The organism is Paenibacillus sp. Marseille-P2973 (assembly GCF_018101095.1).
GTDB lineage: Bacteria > Bacillota > Bacilli > Paenibacillales > Paenibacillaceae > Fontibacillus > Fontibacillus vini.
Genome location: NZ_JAGQEH010000010.1, coordinates 124,966 through 140,119, shown reverse-complemented (window position 1 = coordinate 140,119; position 15,154 = coordinate 124,966). Strand labels below are relative to the sequence as shown.

Here is a 15,154-nt window from a genome sequence, read left to right as displayed (position 1 = left end):
AGACACGGTTTCGTATAAGATAGAACTAGTGCGTTTTTTAGTCCATTGGACACGAATCAGGAAATGACGGGAGATCATCATGAATCAACGCCTTTATGGAATTTGGCTCGGAGATGTATTGTTTTGTTTCTCCGGTGAAATATCAGAAACCAAAGTCGATGCGTGGACGGCGGCGGTCAGACCGCTGGAGCCGACAACCGGAGTACGCCCGTTTCAGCATGCCGCGCTAAGACTTGCGGAAATTCGGTACCCGGTCTCCTCGGGGCGCAGAATGACGGCAACCGGCGACCGCAAAGGGTTGATTGGCAGAACGCTGGAAGGGCTGGCTTTGCCGGTTCAGGAAACTTGGCAGTTGTTGTTGAACTGGGATGAGAGCTATTTTGCAGCTAACGGAATAGAGCCGGGTCCAGAACTGGAGTACTGGAGTGTGGCGGCCCGGTTTGCGCTGGATTTACTGCTGCGGGGCAAAATCGTTCCGGGGGCGAAGCCGGGAGCGGGTGTGCTGGGGCGCAGACGGGGAACGCAGGCCGCCATAAGCGCGGTTTGGGGACCGTACCTGATAGATGATGACGAGGTGACTTTTCGTCAGCTGGCGGCATCCATGCCCCCCGTGGCTTTGGCCGCAGTACAGCCGCTTGCGTTATTGGAAAACGGCTTACTCGGTGATCGGCAGCTAGCGCTGCTGCATTCTTTTTTGACAGCGATGATAGATTATGAGGTCCGGAAAGCGGTCTTGGACCTGGGACGGAAGCTGAATCCGGCGCGGGCCGATTATCGCAGGGGATATTCTCCGCTTACCGAGCTGTGGTGGAACGGACTGCTCAGTGCTGCAATTCAGCCGGATATTCAAGGAAACACGGCTGAAATTGAGCATCTGACAGAGGAGATTGCGGAAGCCGGGGGAGCGCGGCCGAGCGCGGCAGATGAAGATGGGGAAGATGGAGACGCCGGCTCGCTGAGATTATGCTTGAGAGTCGAACCGATTCTGGATAACGGCGGATTTGAACGGGAGCAGGATTTCCGTTGGAAGCTGTCGTTATGGGGAGAAGGAACAGAGGATCCCTCAGTGCTGCTTCCTGCGGGTTTAATCTGGAGTTATCCGGCTCCGGATATGAACATCCGCGGACGGAAGTATCGGAATGTGCACCAGAATTTTCTTCTTCGTTTGAAAAAGGCGGCGGATTTGTCAAACGAGCTGGCCGCTGCGATGGAAACGGCCCGGCCCGAAGTGTTGGAGCTGTATCCCGAGGAGATGTATTCCTTCCTGAGCCGCTCCGTTGCCCTGCTTCGCAAGCATGGCGTGAACGTGCAAATGCCTTCCCGGTGGACCCGGGAAGGCAGACGCAGCGCCGGCGTGAAAATCAAGGCGTCAGGCTGGGAGAAGGAGCGGGGGGATAAAGAGCCGGCAACGGGGCTTGGAATCGGACAGTTGGTTGCTTTTGAAGCTGGAGCGGTGCTGAATGGGGAGGAGCTGAGCCGGGAGGAACTGGCGGAGCTGGCCGCCTCCAAATCCCCGCTCGTCTTTTTCCGCGGAGAGTGGATCGAGATTGACGTTAAGGAAATTCGCCAGGTGCTGAAATTCATGAAACGTCAAGAGAGCGGGACCATGACGTTTCGGGAGTTAATGTATCTGGCTTCCGGAGCCGATCAGGATAACCGGTTCGATGGTTTGCAGGTGGAGACGGTGGAAGCGGAAGGACTGATGGCCGTTTTGATGTCCGGAGAAACGGTACGGTCATTTTCGTCACGCCAGGTGCCCGAAGCGCTGAACGGAACGCTCCGCCCTTATCAGGAGAGAGGCTTCCAATGGCTCTCGTCGATGCGTCAGCTTGGTTTTGGTGCGCTGCTTGCGGATGATATGGGGCTCGGTAAAACGGTCCAGGTCATCACGGAGCTGCTCGACGGAATGGAAACCTCACCGGGTACCTGCTTGATTGTTTGCCCCACCTCGCTCCTTGGGAATTGGCAGCGGGAGCTGGAGCGATTTGCCCCGGAAATGAAGGTGTATGTTCATCACGGGAGCGATCGGCTGCATGGAGAACCCCTAATGAGAGAATGCCATGAGAGCGATGTGGTTCTGACAACCTACCAATTGGCCGGACGGGACGGTATGGAGCTCCGCAATTTGGAATGGAAAACCATCGTCCTCGATGAGGCGCAGTATATTAAAAATTATGGCACGAAGCAGGCTCAGAGCGTGATGAAGCTGAGCGCGCCGCAGCGGATCGCCATGACGGGTACGCCGGTAGAGAACCGCTTGAGCGAGCTGTGGTCGATCTTTCAGTTTTTGAACCCCGGCTATCTGGGAACGAGCGCCTCGTTCCGTGCCAAATACACATCCTCCGGAGAAGGACAGCCAGCCGAGCTGGGCCGGCTACGAAGGCTGGTAGCTCCGTTTCTGCTTCGGCGGTTAAAGAGCGATCCGGATATCCGCAAGGATTTGCCGGAGAAAATCGAGCTTAAGTCATACTGTTCCCTGACTGCGCAGCAGGCCGGAATGTACGAGGCGGTAACGGCGGAGCTGATGTCCAAAATCGGAGAAAGCGGGGGAATCGCCCGCAAGGGACTTGTATTGTCCTCGCTGACCCGGCTTAAGCAGATTTGTAATCACCCGCGGTTGGCAGCCGGAAGACCTTTATCGGGTGCTGCCGCGGGGATGGAACGGTCGGGCAAAATGGAGCGGTTGACGGAGCTGCTGGATATCATTATGGATAATGGCGAAGCGGCGCTCATATTTACGCAGTATGTGCAGATGGGCGAGCTGCTTCGGGAAGAGTTGGCCCGGCGTTACGGTACAACTCCGTTTTTTCTGCACGGCGGGGTCGTAAAGCAGGAGCGCGACGAAATGGTCAGATCTTTTCAGGAAGGCTCGGGAGTCCCGATCTTCGTGCTTTCGCTTAAGGCTGGCGGAGTCGGGCTGAATCTGACGCGCGCGAATCATGTGATCCACTATGACCGGTGGTGGAATCCGGCGGTCGAGAATCAGGCGACGGATCGGGTGTTCCGGATCGGACAGCAGAAAAATGTGGAGGTCCACAAGCTTATCTGCCAGGGAACGTTAGAAGAGCGGATTGATGAGCTGATCGAGCGCAAAAGATCGCTTTCGGAACAGGTCGTCGGTTCAGGCGAACAATGGCTGACGGAAATGTCCGACGACGAGCTCCGTAATCTGATCGCGCTTCAATCGGGGAGCATCATTGAGGAGGAAGTGAGATGAGCCGGACACTTGCTGTTCCAAAGAACGTTCATATGGAGCCCGTGCCGGGAGGATTGCAGATCGTACTTCCCCTTGAGATGACGGAAGACAGAAAGCGTCCGCGACGAGCGCGCGGCGCTGCTACTCAAGGGAATGATGAGGTGCCGGTCTGCACGGTCGTACTTCCGGCATATTCGCCCGGCGGCTTGGAGAGCCGGGAGCTGCTGCGGCAGTTGGAGAGCAGCCCGCTTGTTCTGGCCGGGCTTCTCGAGGAAGGGGCGGGGGTGCTGGACGCCCTGCTGCCCGTGCAGCCGCCTTGGCGGCAGCCTGGCGTTGGCAAGGCCGGGTCGCCAGAAGCGAGACCCGGCTCGGAAGCGGCGGCTGTTGCCGGCCCGGCGGCGTGCACCTGCGGCGCCCCCGGCTGCGGCCATGCCGAGCGCGCCATGACCTATGGCGACGCCGCCTGGGCGGCCGACGCCGGCCTGCGGCTGGCGCTGCTCGGCTGGACGCCGGAGACGCTGGCGGCGGCCGTCCTGGACCGGTGGGCAGCGCTTCAGCCGCTGCCCGATCCCGATGAGGCCCTCCGCCAGGCGGCGGGAGGGCCGGAGGCAGCATCGCGCGGGGGCGCGGGCGATGGGCCGAACATCGCGGAATGGCTCGCGGAGATGGCGGGGCAGGGGCGGTTGCACCAGCCCGGGCCGCAGTTCCACGATGTGAAGGCGGCCCTGCGGGAGCTTGGTTCCCCTGCGGCGGCAGGGGAACCGGCTGTCCCGCAGGCTGGCCGCCCACGCGCCGTGGAACCCGCCAGCGCCAGCCGCGAGCCGGGGCCCGATTCGGCCCCGTGGGCAGCGCTGCTGCCCGGCGTTTCCGGAGCGGCCAGGGGTTTGCCCCTGGTCGCCGGCCGGGTCATGGAGCGCGCGGCGGAACTCGCCGCTGCGCAGCAAAACAAGCCGCGCTGAAATGGCGCGGCTTTCTTGTGCCTGCGGAGAATCGTGCCGCAGGCTCTTGCTATTGAGGGAGCGGCGCTCCGGCGGCTCCCATAATCTCCTTGCGGAGCCCGTGCATTTTTTTGTCCAGGGCGTCCGCCGCTTTGGCGGCTTCAGTGAGCTCCCGGATGACATGGGGCGGCACTTGCTTTTCATATTTATAAAATAAGATATGCTCCATGCTGGCCCAAAAATCCATAGCTAGCGTACGCATCTGGATCTCCACCTTCATCCAGCGCTGCCCTTCGAATAATGTAAGCGGAACAGCGACGATCACATGCAGGCTTTGGTAACCGTTAGGTTTTGGATTCATGATGTAATCTTTAATCTCAAGAATCCGGATATCTTCACGCTGGCGGAGATGCTCCAGTAAACTGTAAATATCCTGGGCAAAAGAGAACACGATCCGCATACCCGCGATATCATGGATTTTATTCACCATACTGTCGACATTCAACTCGAAGCCTTTGCGCTCCAACTTCTCCAGGATGCTTCTTGGCTCCTTGATTCGGGTTTTGATGTGCTCTATCGGGCTGTACCCGTTATGGATTTTCCACTCGCTCTGAATCAGCTTGATTTTGTTCTTTAATTCATCCAGTGCAAGCTGATACAGGATCGGAAGCTTCTTCCATTCTTCCAGCTTGCGCAGCTCGTCATCGCCGATCTCCCACCGGTACAGTTCCCGTAAATCCAACTTGTTCAGCAGGCCATCCTTGTTATCTTCGTTTGACATACTCGTCTGATCTACTCCCATTTCTTTTGTCGTACCTATTTCTTATTGTAACGTGATCGGCTTGTAGATTTCAAAATAAGATTCAATCTTTAATGGGGGTGTATATAATTAGGGGGATTTTTTGGGTCTAATTTAACGCCATCTCATCTATGATGAGAAATAGAGGGGAAACCTCCGGCAACGGCACCATAACACAGCAAAAAAGCCGCCTAGGGGTAGTTATCCAACTCCCCAAGACAGCTTTCCCGATTTGATACCGCTCCAACCGCAATGCACGTTATTTGTTCAAGGGCGAGCCGTCGCCGTATCCGGGATGATTGTAGTCCGTATTTGACAGGTTGTTCAGTACGCCCATGTCCATGATGGCCTTGCGGGTCCGCTCGCTTCCGGTCCGGTAAAGGAGTACGTAAAGTTCGGTCAGCTGTCGGTTGAACTGTTCCGGAGCCTCGTCATGGTCCGCGGATTTGAACGGCACTGGTGCGCGTTTTAAGGTGTATTCGTCTTCGTCATGCAGCCCGGCGATTTTATCCCGGAGCAAGGTCAGCTCTTCTTCGTCAAGAAGCACTTCGAACTCGGTAGAATCGTTCGGCACTTCCTGAATGAGCCGGTGCGTAACGGATACATAGTATGGGGTTCTTGGGATGGTCACTTGCCGATTCCTCCTCTCTTGGATGGGATGCGATTCTACTCTTTTTTACACGGAGCCTATTCTTGTGAATCAAAGGACTGATTTTCACAGAAGCTGTAAATCTGGTATGATAACTTCTAGAATTCATATTTATACTAACTGTTTAAACTATTGAAAAGGGTAAATAGCTTCCTTGCGGATGACTTAGGAGGAAGCAGATGAATGGGAGGACTTCAGTCATGAATTTTTTACAGCGAATTAGAGACGGTGCTGGGAAAGTGACCGACCGCGCGCAAAATGCCGTGGAAATCGGGCGTCTGAACACACAAATTTCGAATATCGAACGAGAGATGGGGCTTTATTTTCAAAGGATGGGCGAGGCTTTCTATGAAGGGTATACCCGTAAGGATATGTCCAACGCGGAAAAGGAAATGGTAGAGCTCGCCAAAACCTGCGATCTGCTGTCGGAGGAGCGGGATGAAATCCGGGCCAAAATCGCCGAACTGAAAAATGAACGTTTGTGCGGGGCTTGCGGCAAAGCGATTACAGAGGATGCGCTGTTCTGCCAATACTGCGGCCATAAGCTGGAGAAACCGAAGCCCGCGCCGGCGAGTCGGGTGAATGAGCCTGAACGTGAGCCTTCGAAAGAGCCTTCAGAAGAGTATTCAAGGGAGTATCCAAGAGAGCCGGAACCGGTCAAGGAAGCCAAGACGCCTATCAATCCGCTTTCTTTGTACGAGGGGCCTGTGACGGATGAGACCCTCATTTATAAAGAACCTAAGGAGCAGCAGCCTCCTGTGGACCGGGAGCATGAAGAGCGGCGTTTGCGTGAACTGGAACGGGAACGGGAGCGCCAGGAGGAACTGGACCGTCGTATCCGTACCTGGAAAGAGGACGTAGAAAAGCCGCGTGAGCAAGTTTCATCCTCGATGGAAACCGGGATCCCGACGGCAGATTGCCAAATCTGCTCCGCCGCCCTGGTCAAGGGGACGAAATGGTGCCCGCATTGCGGCGCTGAGCAAATCTAAAGCTTCGTATTCAAAAGATTCACCAAGTTGTAATAAGTGGCGCCATGCAATCTGCGGTATGATCCGTAGTAGGAGTTAGGCGCAGTTTTTCTGCCGGCACGGGGAGCAGAGATTATTCTCTTGCACCGTGCCGCTTGCGTTTTACCCGTTTAGAGGTTGTTCAAAAGGTCATCTTTCCACGACGAAGTAGATCAGGATGCGGACTCGACGTCGAGTCTTGAATTACTTTTTGAACACGAACTTCTATTGCGCAGTCTTCGGGATGAGGCAACGCTGGCGGGGGAACGCTTAAGTTTAGAATCAGAATGAAGGGAGAGCTTGAACCATGGAATGCATTGTTCACTTTGAGGTACATCATCCGAATGAAATCAAAGAATTGCGAGGTTTGATCTTTTTAAAGGAAGGCCAGGTGCCGTCCGAAAGGGACTTTCTGACGATGTTCGAGGAAATGGGTTATAAGCTCCGTCTGGAAGACAGGGATAATCTGGTGTTCAAACCGGTAGAGGCCGGGGCGAATTACAGTAAAATACGGATTCGGCGTCTTGATACGGGAGTGAAGAGCTACAAGGAGGATACGGAACTGCGTTCTTTGCTAGGCAATTTCCTCCAAGGAGAGTCCAGACCGATATAAGAGGTTCGAATCTTGAATTACTTTTTGAACTCGCACTATAAGAGTCCGGGAATAAAAAATTTCCTCTTTATTTCCCGGCCCGGTTTGCGTTATACTTCTAACATTGCATGAAAATCGACATTTGTTTTCATATATTTTCTCGTATATGTGCAGGAATAGGCCTGCATGTCTCTACCCGATCACCGGAATGATCGGACTACGGGCAAAATTCATGGTTGTGGCGGTTGCCGGTCGACGGGCTTGTCTCGGCGGCTCGGGTTGAACAGCGTGGCGCAGCCTGTTTTTTGCCTTTTGTCAGTCCATTTTCCGGTATGGGAAATGGGCTTTTCATGCTGTAAACCCAATTATTTTTAATAGCATCAAGCAATAACACGAGGAGGAAACGCCAAATGAAATTGTTGAGAGACAAAGTGATGACGGAGGGCATCGTGCTCGGGAATCAGGTGCTCAAAGTGGATTCTTTTCTGAATCATCAAATGGATCCGGTACTGATGAGGGAAGTAGGGAGTGAGTTCGCCCGGAGATTTGCCGGAGAAGGCATAACTAAAGTGTTGACGATTGAATCGTCGGGGATTGCCCCGGCAATCATGACGTCTTTGGAGCTTGGGGTACCGATGATCTTCGCCCGAAAGCATAAATCACTTACTTTGAAAGACGATATTCTGGTCGAAAAGGTGTACTCGTTTACCAAACGGGAGACCAATGAAATTACGGTGTCGAAGAAGTTTTTGCTTCCTGGGGACCGGGTGCTGATCATCGACGATTTCCTGGCTAACGGGGAAGCGGCGTTCGGTTTGGCCCGGATCGCGGAGCAGGTAGGGGCGAGCGTGGCAGGCATCGGCATTGTGATCGAAAAATCGTTCCAGCCGGGCGCCCGATTGTTGGGAGAAGCGGGCTACCGCGTCGATTCGCTGGTTCGTATCGCTTCCCTGGAGAACGGAACGATTACTTTTGTTGACGAAGTGCATGAAAGCTTATAACGATAACAAGGCTATATAACATAGGAGTCTAAAAACAGACAGATATCATGAGTCACCATGGGGAGGAGCCATATTCAGATGGAACGCGAGCGTATTTTTCAAAGAAACCGGCACCCGTTCAAAACGTTTTCGCTGGGAATCCAGCATGTATTGGCTATGTATGCGGGAGCAGTCATCGTACCGCTGATTGTCGGCGGGGCACTCGAATTTTCACATCAGCAACTGACTTACCTGATTTCGATTGACCTGCTTGCCTGCGGGGTAGCGACCTTATTGCAGGTTTGGGGTAACCGTTTCTTCGGCATCGGGCTGCCGGTTATGCTAGGCTGCGCGTTCCAGGCCGTCTCACCGATGATTGCTATCGGAGGAGCAGAGGGGATGGGCGTTACGGCAATCTACGGGGCGATCATCGCCTCCGGGTTGTTCGTCTTCCTGTTCTCCGGATTGTTCGGCAAGCTGATTGCTTTCTTCCCGCCGGTCGTTACCGGTTCGGTTGTTACGATTATCGGGGTCACCTTGATTCCTGTGGCGCTGACTGACCTTGGCGGCGGCGACGTTACCCAGAAGGATTTCGGCAGTCCGACCAATTTGGCGCTCGGCTTTGGGGTACTTATCTTCGTTATATTGATGAACCGGTTCGCCAAGGGATTCCTGCAATCCATTTCAGTTCTAATCGGATTGATAGCGGGGACGCTGGTAGCGGCTCTGATGGGCGAAGTCAATCTGACGCCACTGAAGGAAGCGAGTTGGTTCCATATGGTCCAGCCGTTTTATTTTGGAGTTCCGACGTTTCACGCCTCTGCCATCTTAACGATGATCCTTGTCGCCATCGTCAGCGTGGCGGAGTCCACCGGGGTATTTATGGCGCTTGGCAAAATCGTGGATAAGGATATCACCTCGAAAGACCTTTCGCGCGGTTACCGCGCCGAAGGCCTTGCCATCATGCTCGGCGGTCTTTTTAATTCATTTCCATATACGACTTATTCGCAAAATGTTGGGCTCATCCAAATGAGCAAGGTCAAAACCCGGGATGTTATCGTCGTTGCCGGCAGCTTGCTGGTTCTGATCGGCTTTGTCCCGAAAATTGCGGCCCTGACCCAACTCGTCCCTACTTCCGTGCTTGGCGGAGCGATGATCGCGTTGTTCGGTCTGGTGCTGTCCTCAGGAATCCGGATGCTTGGCGATCAAGTGGATCTCAACCGGCATGAGAATCTGCTTATCATTGCTTGCTCGGTAGGTATGGGTCTCGGCGTTACGGTCGTGCCGCAAATTTTTGATGCTTTGCCGGCCTGGCTTCGCATTTTGGTCGATAACGGCATCGTGGCGGGAAGCTTTACCGCGATTGTAATGAACCTGCTGTTTAACGGATTGAAGGGCGGCCAACGGAAACCGGCTCCCGTGACGGAGGAATAGCCGCCCTTAACATCGATAGGCCGTGCGGTAAGCCTGAATTACATGCGGTTTAACTGTTTTTCTGCCAATTCTCCGATCCAGGGGAGCTTCAACCATTTTCCTTGCAGCGCAGCCAGCATAAGAATAAGCCAGAGCACCAGACCCAGCAGGGAAAGGAGCAGGCCTACCACGATGCCGATGATCGGCAAAAAGCCGGCCAAGGCATGGAAGACCATCAATCCGGCAAACAGAATGACGGACTGCAAGGCATGGAAGAGCACGAAGCGGCTTCTGCGTTCTATGGCCAGAAAGGCGATGCCGCCCACGAAGGCAAACAAATAACATAGAAATCCGGCGAAATTCTCGGACAGGCCTGTCGAAGACTTGAAATGGGACACGGTAAACACCTGCTTTCCAATAACGGATAACCTTCCATAGTCTCAATGTATGACGAGCCTAGGGCGGGCAGAACCGATTTCGACAGGCGCATTACGGGTCTCTGACCTGAACCATTTATCCAGAATATCGTTTACAATGACCTCCGCGGCTTCCGGCCTGCGGAGGTTTTCCATTTCTGCCCGGACGAGGGATAGACGGTCTTCGTCAAGGAGCAGAGCATCGATCCCCTGGCAAAGCGACGGAGCGTCCTCCGCAATGAAGGCGATGCCCTTATTGTGCAGATAGCGGGCATTGTTAAGCTCCTGGCCGGGAACGGGCCGATAGAGGAAAATCGGCAGCCGGCAGGCCAGCGCTTCCGACAGCGTGATTCCCCCGGGCTTCGTAATAATGCAGTCGCTGGCCTGCATCAAGAGAGAAACTTCTTGCACAAATCCGAATAAGTGAAAGTCCGGATGTTCGCCGAACCGGGATTCCAGATCCTTGTACAATTCCCTGTTTCGTCCACAGACCGCCAAGATTTGATAATCGCCTTTTTCCAAAAGCGTCCTGCAGATATCCCGGTTTCCTTGCATGACACCGTAGGCTCCGGCCATGAGCAGCACAGTTTTCTTGTCTGGATTCAGCTTTGTACGGAATTCGGCCGTCTCCTCGGGAAGATGGCAAAAATCGGGCCGCAGGGGGATGCCGCTGGCAAGGACGCGATCCCCGGTTATTCCGCGGTTTATCATTTCTCTTTTCATATCCTCGGTTGCTACATAATACCGGTCTATCTCCGGATGAAGCCATCTGGCATGAACATCGAAATCAGTGATAATATTGACGAGCGGCAGGCTCCTGCCCGTTTTCTTGATCATGCCCGGCAAGGTCATTTGAGGAAAGGTATGGATAACAAGGTCCGGTTCGTGCAGATGCAGAGCCTCTTTCAACTTTCCTGTTCCAAAGAAGTTCAGCGCCCGCAGAAAGGAAGCTCTGGGCGGCAGATCCTTCGTTATTTCATAAGCGGCTCCGTAGACGGCCGGTAGTACCTTGAAGCTGCTTAAATAGATGAACTTCGTCAGCTCGTTCAGCATCGGATGCGCTTCTGCCAACAAATCGAGCAGCACGACATCCTTGATCCCTTTGCTGTGAAAGCATGTCTCTACCGCTTTGGAGGCGCGCAGATGCCCGTCTCCGTAGCTTGCGTACAGGATCATGATTTTGGGAGGTTTATCGATCAATGGAGATTCCTCCTGTTCACGTTTTTTGGAGCGCGGGTAAAATGAATTTTTCCAGCAAGCCCTTCGGGTTTTTAAACCGGTTGACCCGGCTCTCCGAGGTGAACACGACGACGGCTTCCAGTTCGGGAATTACATAAATTTGCTGACCTCCATGACCATGGGCGTAACTGTAGTGCGTTCCGCCGCTTTCTGCGCTCCACCAATGAAACCCGTATCGCCCATAATTGTTAAATGGGGTACAGTGGGGTGCCATGGATTCATCCAGCCAATGAGCGGACAGCAAGCTCCGGCCTTCCCATGTTCCTTTTCCCAGGCAGAGAAGGCCGATTTTCAGCATATCGCGCGCCGTCATGTGAAGCCCGATGTGTCCGCTGGAATGTCCCTCCGGACTGCTGCCCCAGGCAACACGGGATATTTCCAGGGGGCGGAATAAGTACCGGCTCGCATATTCAAGCGCGCTAAACCCTGTCCATTTCGTAAGCAGTATCGAGAGTAAATGGGAGCCGGCGCTGCAGTACTGAAAGGTTCCGCGCTGCTCCGGTACTACCGGAAGCCGCAAAATAAAGTCGGCCCATCTGCGGCTCTGATGGAAGCGCCGGATAAACCGTTCTCCCAGCCGGGGGCCGGTTTGCCAGTATAGACCCGTTGTCATCGTCAGCAGTTCCCGCAGCGTCAGTTCCGCCCATTTGGGATCTGGACGCTGCGGCGCATGCTCCTTGACACTGTCCCAGACCGGACGGTCGAGACCGGGCAAACGACCCTGCGCTTCGGCGATTCCGAGCAGTAAGGATATCACGCTCTTGGTCGCGGACCTGAGGTCATGCAGCGTCAAGGAATGATATCCATTGTAGTAGTTTTCAAATCTTAAGGTTCCTTCTTGCGCGACGAGAAAGCTGCGTATACCGGGATAGCTTTTACAAATGGCTTTATCGGCAGGCAAAAATGCGTTATCTGCGATTGCGGAGTTCATTGGCACATGCCCTCCAATCGAGTGTACAGCAGTTAGATTAACCCCGGATTAAGTGGGACGGGGGCGCAAAATTATTTCGATCTAACCTTATCTTAACCAGCCCGGACAAATCCAAATAACAAAAATTTTAAGCGTTAAAGAAATAGGTATTTGGAAGAAAGCTGTAACAACAAGCTGAATATGTTACAATATGGGAGGTAGAGGTCTTTTCCACAAATGGTATTCGTTAAGACCGGAATACAATTTGCAAGACGCTGTCCTTAACGTGCATGATTCATCGGCAATTCGTTCGGGTATGTATAGTGTCATGCGCCAGCTAAACAGGTTCGACCGCGAGCTACTTCATGAATTACTGCTTGTTACGCATTCTCGAGATCGGAGCATTGAACTAGAATCGTTCTGGGAGGGAATTTGGTATGGCAACGAAAGGTCACAATGAGGTGAAGGAAAGTTTGCGGGAGATGACCCGGATATTCAAACCGAAAGACCCGAAAAAGTTCGTGAAGGAATACGTCCGTAAATACCGGATTACCGGAGGTTATGAGGAAGAATTGACTCATCTGGTGGAAATGGAGATGGGCAAGCTGGACTCATCCGTCTCTTGATACATTGTGGAAAACATTGAAATCAAATGGGGTAGCTACCGTCCCGGCTGAAGCCGGGGCGTTTTTTCATTGGATTCCGAATTCTACATATATTAGAGTATTATGAATTTATTTTTCTAGGTCTGCAGCTAAGTGCCGCGAAGGGAGTTTATGCATTTGAAAATCAATTTAAAGTCCAAAGAAGAAATTGCGCGCATTCGCGAAGCGGGATCGATATTGGCCGAATGCCACAGAGAGATTGCCAAGCTGATCGCTCCGGGCATCACGACGGCGGAAATCGATTCCTTTGTCGAGTCCTTTCTTGCCGGAAAAGGAGCGACTCCCGAACAGAAAGGATATCGGGGATTTCCTTACGCCACCTGCGCTTCAATTAACGAAGTCGTTTGTCATGGTTTTCCCGGAGACCAGAAGTTGCAAAAGGGAGATATCGTTACGATCGATATGGTCGTCAACAAGAAGGGATGGCTCGCCGATTCGGCATGGTCTTACCGGGTTGGGGAGGTTAGCCCCGAGGCAGAGCGCCTTCTAAAGACGACCGAGAAGGCGCTCTTTGCCGGAATCGGGCAGGCGCTGCCGGGTAATCGCGTCGGCGATATCGGATATGCGGTCCAGCGAGTTGCGCAGGAAGCGGGCATCGGCATTGTTAAACCGCTCATCGGACACGGAATCGGTCAGCGGATGCACGAGCCGCCGGATGTGCCCAACTTCGGGCGGCCGCATACCGGAGCGAAGCTTCAGCCGGGGATGGTCATTACCATAGAGCCGATTTTTACGCTTGGCGAAACAGGAGCGGTGTTTTGGGACAATGACGGCTGGACGATTCGTTCGGCAGACGGCAGTTTGGGAGCGCATTATGAACATACTTTGGCAATTCTGGAAGACGGTCCAGTGATCCTTACGTCCTGAAAAGAGAGCGATGCTCTCTTTTTTTTTGAATTTGTTAATAAAGTTTGAGGAAATGTCAAAAATGAATGAAGAGTACATCTCGCTGAAATCCTGCAGGAGCAGATTCGGTTCAGGAGTCAAGCGGGCGGGTAATCCATAGGTGAAAACGTTCGCAAACCCTTTTGTGATGCGCCTCTCCGGCTTTTTGAACAATTTGTGAATTCCCCTTGAATCATTGACAAAGGAGGGGTTCAATCATATATTTAATAGGTGATTGTTTTAATTGACAGGAATACAGTTTCCGTGATAGGGCAGGTAGTATTTAACTGGATATGCCAAATGCCTGTACATAACCGGAAGAAAACGGAAAAGTGGGGTAGATCAATGATGAAACCGTGGAAGGCTGTAAAGCGGCTCGTACCTCTGTTTGTCGGGCTAGCGCTATTGTTGTCCGCATGCGGCCGTGAGGACTTGTCGGTGCTCAGACCACAGGGTACGGTAGCTGAGGGACAATTGGGTTTGATTAAACTTTCGATCACGATCATGGTGGCGGTCATGATCATTGTGTTCGGGATTGCAGCTTATGTTTGGATTAAATTCCGCCGGAAACCGGGACAAACCGATGTTCCAAAGCAAGTGGAGGGCAATTTTAAGCTGGAAATCATCTGGACGGCTATTCCGCTCGTACTGGTACTGATTTTGGCCGTTGCAACCGTTCAAAAAGTGTTTGCGTATGGAGAAAATTATTCTAACGACAAGAATGCGGTCAAGGTGAAGGTTACTTCCCATTTGTTCTGGTGGGAATTTTCCTATCCGGAATATGGCGTGACCACCGCTCAGGACTTGATTATTCCGACTGGTAAGAAAATCGCGCTTGAACTGAAAACAGCCGACGTGCTGCATTCGTTCTGGGTGCCGTCTCTGGCGGGTAAAACCGATACCAATACGGACGGAACCATCAATAACGCCTGGCTTGAAGCTAAAAATGAAGGCGTCTATCTCGGGAAGTGCGCGGAGCTTTGCGGCCCTTCGCACGCATTCATGGAATTTAAAGTGAAGGCGGTCAGTGAGGATTCCTTTAAAGCTTGGGTGGAATCCATGAAGGCGCCTGCGGTGCTGCCGGAAGATCCGGCCGTTGCCGAAGTGTTCAAGAATCAATGTTTGACTTGCCACGCTGTAGGTGACCAAGGCGGTCCTGTCGGACCAAACCTTACGGGTATAGGCGGCAGGGAATCCGTAGCCAGCATTTTGCTCAACGAGGAAGGTTCCGGGAAACCGGTCGGAGGCAAGCCGGTGAAGGATAATATGGTTGAATGGCTGACCGATCCACAAAAGGTGAAGCCAGGCAACAAAATGCCTCAGCCGAAAGAGGATCTTGGTCTTACGGATGAGGAAATCGACGCCATTGCCCAATATCTGGCCGATTACAAATTATCATATTAATCTTTGGTGCCTCTGGCGGCATTGATGGTATAGGAACTTAAAGGGGGTACAAACCTTGGCT

15 protein-coding genes and 1 riboswitch are annotated in these 15,154 nt (G+C 53.1%); of the genes, 9 read left to right on the top strand and 6 right to left on the bottom strand.

Annotated elements, in window-relative coordinates; translation table 11 throughout:
- The first annotated feature begins 79 nt into the window (after window positions 1-79).
- Window positions 80-3,217 (top strand): DEAD/DEAH box helicase, encoded by a 3,138-nt coding sequence (locus tag KB559_RS18725; protein ID WP_211023825.1) that lies wholly within the window; start codon window positions 80-82, stop codon window positions 3,215-3,217.
- Between the two features lie 124 nt (window positions 3,218-3,341).
- Here the strand turns inward: KB559_RS18725 and KB559_RS18720 are convergent, their stop codons facing one another.
- The gene (locus KB559_RS18720) at window positions 3,342-3,602 is read right to left on the bottom strand and encodes a hypothetical protein (RefSeq protein WP_211023823.1); all 261 of its coding nucleotides are present in this window, start codon (window positions 3,600-3,602) and stop codon (window positions 3,342-3,344) included.
- Window positions 3,603-3,639: 37 nt separating this feature from the next.
- Here KB559_RS18720 and KB559_RS18715 point away from each other — a divergent pair, with 37 nt between their 5' ends.
- Window positions 3,640-4,155, top strand: a complete 516-nt coding sequence (locus KB559_RS18715) for a hypothetical protein (protein WP_211023820.1) — start codon at window positions 3,640-3,642, stop codon at window positions 4,153-4,155.
- Between the two features lie 49 nt (window positions 4,156-4,204).
- On the opposite strand, the gene KB559_RS18710 is transcribed toward KB559_RS18715, so the two are convergent.
- Window positions 4,205-4,915: a GTP pyrophosphokinase gene (locus tag KB559_RS18710; protein WP_244861591.1), complete on the bottom strand. Its 711-nt coding sequence runs from the start codon at window positions 4,913-4,915 to the stop codon at window positions 4,205-4,207.
- 277 nt (window positions 4,916-5,192) lie between these two features.
- The gene (locus KB559_RS18705; RefSeq protein ID WP_211023818.1) at window positions 5,193-5,564 is read right to left on the bottom strand and encodes a hypothetical protein; all 372 of its coding nucleotides are present in this window, start codon (window positions 5,562-5,564) and stop codon (window positions 5,193-5,195) included.
- Between the two features lie 218 nt (window positions 5,565-5,782).
- Between KB559_RS18705 and KB559_RS18700 the strand changes: the two genes are divergently transcribed.
- The 4 genes from KB559_RS18700 to KB559_RS18685 all read left to right on the top strand — a co-directional run bounded on the left by KB559_RS18700 (window position 5,783) and on the right by KB559_RS18685 (window position 9,595).
- On the top strand, window positions 5,783-6,571 hold the full coding sequence (locus tag KB559_RS18700) for a zinc-ribbon domain-containing protein (protein ID WP_211023816.1): 789 nt from the start codon (window positions 5,783-5,785) through the stop codon (window positions 6,569-6,571).
- Between the two features lie 325 nt (window positions 6,572-6,896).
- Window positions 6,897-7,202 carry a hypothetical protein gene (locus tag KB559_RS18695; protein WP_211023814.1) on the top strand — a complete coding sequence of 102 codons (306 nt, stop codon included), beginning with the start codon at window positions 6,897-6,899 and terminating at the stop codon, window positions 7,200-7,202.
- A gap of 119 nt (window positions 7,203-7,321) precedes the next feature.
- Window positions 7,322-7,421, top strand: a riboswitch (purine riboswitch).
- A 170-nt stretch (window positions 7,422-7,591) separates the two neighbouring features.
- On the top strand, window positions 7,592-8,182 hold the full coding sequence (locus KB559_RS18690; protein ID WP_211023812.1) for a xanthine phosphoribosyltransferase: 591 nt from the start codon (window positions 7,592-7,594) through the stop codon (window positions 8,180-8,182).
- 78 nt (window positions 8,183-8,260) lie between these two features.
- The gene (locus tag KB559_RS18685) at window positions 8,261-9,595 is read left to right on the top strand and encodes a nucleobase:cation symporter-2 family protein (RefSeq protein ID WP_211023810.1); all 1,335 of its coding nucleotides are present in this window, start codon (window positions 8,261-8,263) and stop codon (window positions 9,593-9,595) included.
- 38 nt (window positions 9,596-9,633) lie between these two features.
- Here KB559_RS18685 and KB559_RS18680 read toward each other — a convergent pair whose 3' ends face one another.
- Genes KB559_RS18680 through KB559_RS18670 form a run of 3 tightly spaced genes read right to left on the bottom strand, consistent with a single transcriptional unit; the run spans window position 9,634 to window position 12,160 of the window.
- Window positions 9,634-9,972 (bottom strand): DUF4870 domain-containing protein, encoded by a 339-nt coding sequence (locus KB559_RS18680; RefSeq protein ID WP_211023808.1) that lies wholly within the window; start codon window positions 9,970-9,972, stop codon window positions 9,634-9,636.
- A gap of 42 nt (window positions 9,973-10,014) precedes the next feature.
- Window positions 10,015-11,190, bottom strand: a complete 1,176-nt coding sequence (locus KB559_RS18675; protein ID WP_247681943.1) for an MGDG synthase family glycosyltransferase — start codon at window positions 11,188-11,190, stop codon at window positions 10,015-10,017.
- 16 nt (window positions 11,191-11,206) lie between these two features.
- Window positions 11,207-12,160: a serine hydrolase domain-containing protein gene (locus KB559_RS18670; protein ID WP_211023806.1), complete on the bottom strand. Its 954-nt coding sequence runs from the start codon at window positions 12,158-12,160 to the stop codon at window positions 11,207-11,209.
- A 416-nt stretch (window positions 12,161-12,576) separates the two neighbouring features.
- On the opposite strand from KB559_RS18670, the gene KB559_RS18665 reads away from it, so the two are divergent.
- The 3 genes from KB559_RS18665 (at window position 12,577) to coxB (ending at window position 15,093) form a co-directional block, all read left to right on the top strand.
- Window positions 12,577-12,765 (top strand): hypothetical protein, encoded by a 189-nt coding sequence (locus tag KB559_RS18665; RefSeq protein WP_114498473.1) that lies wholly within the window; start codon window positions 12,577-12,579, stop codon window positions 12,763-12,765.
- A gap of 150 nt (window positions 12,766-12,915) precedes the next feature.
- Entirely contained in the window at window positions 12,916-13,671 is a 756-nt protein-coding gene (gene map / locus KB559_RS18660; protein ID WP_481856471.1) for a type I methionyl aminopeptidase, read from the top strand.
- Between the two features lie 363 nt (window positions 13,672-14,034).
- Complete coding sequence (gene coxB, locus KB559_RS18655) at window positions 14,035-15,093, top strand: cytochrome c oxidase subunit II (protein WP_211023801.1); 1,059 nt, start codon at window positions 14,035-14,037, stop codon at window positions 15,091-15,093.
- Window positions 15,094-15,154 lie beyond the last annotated feature (61 nt).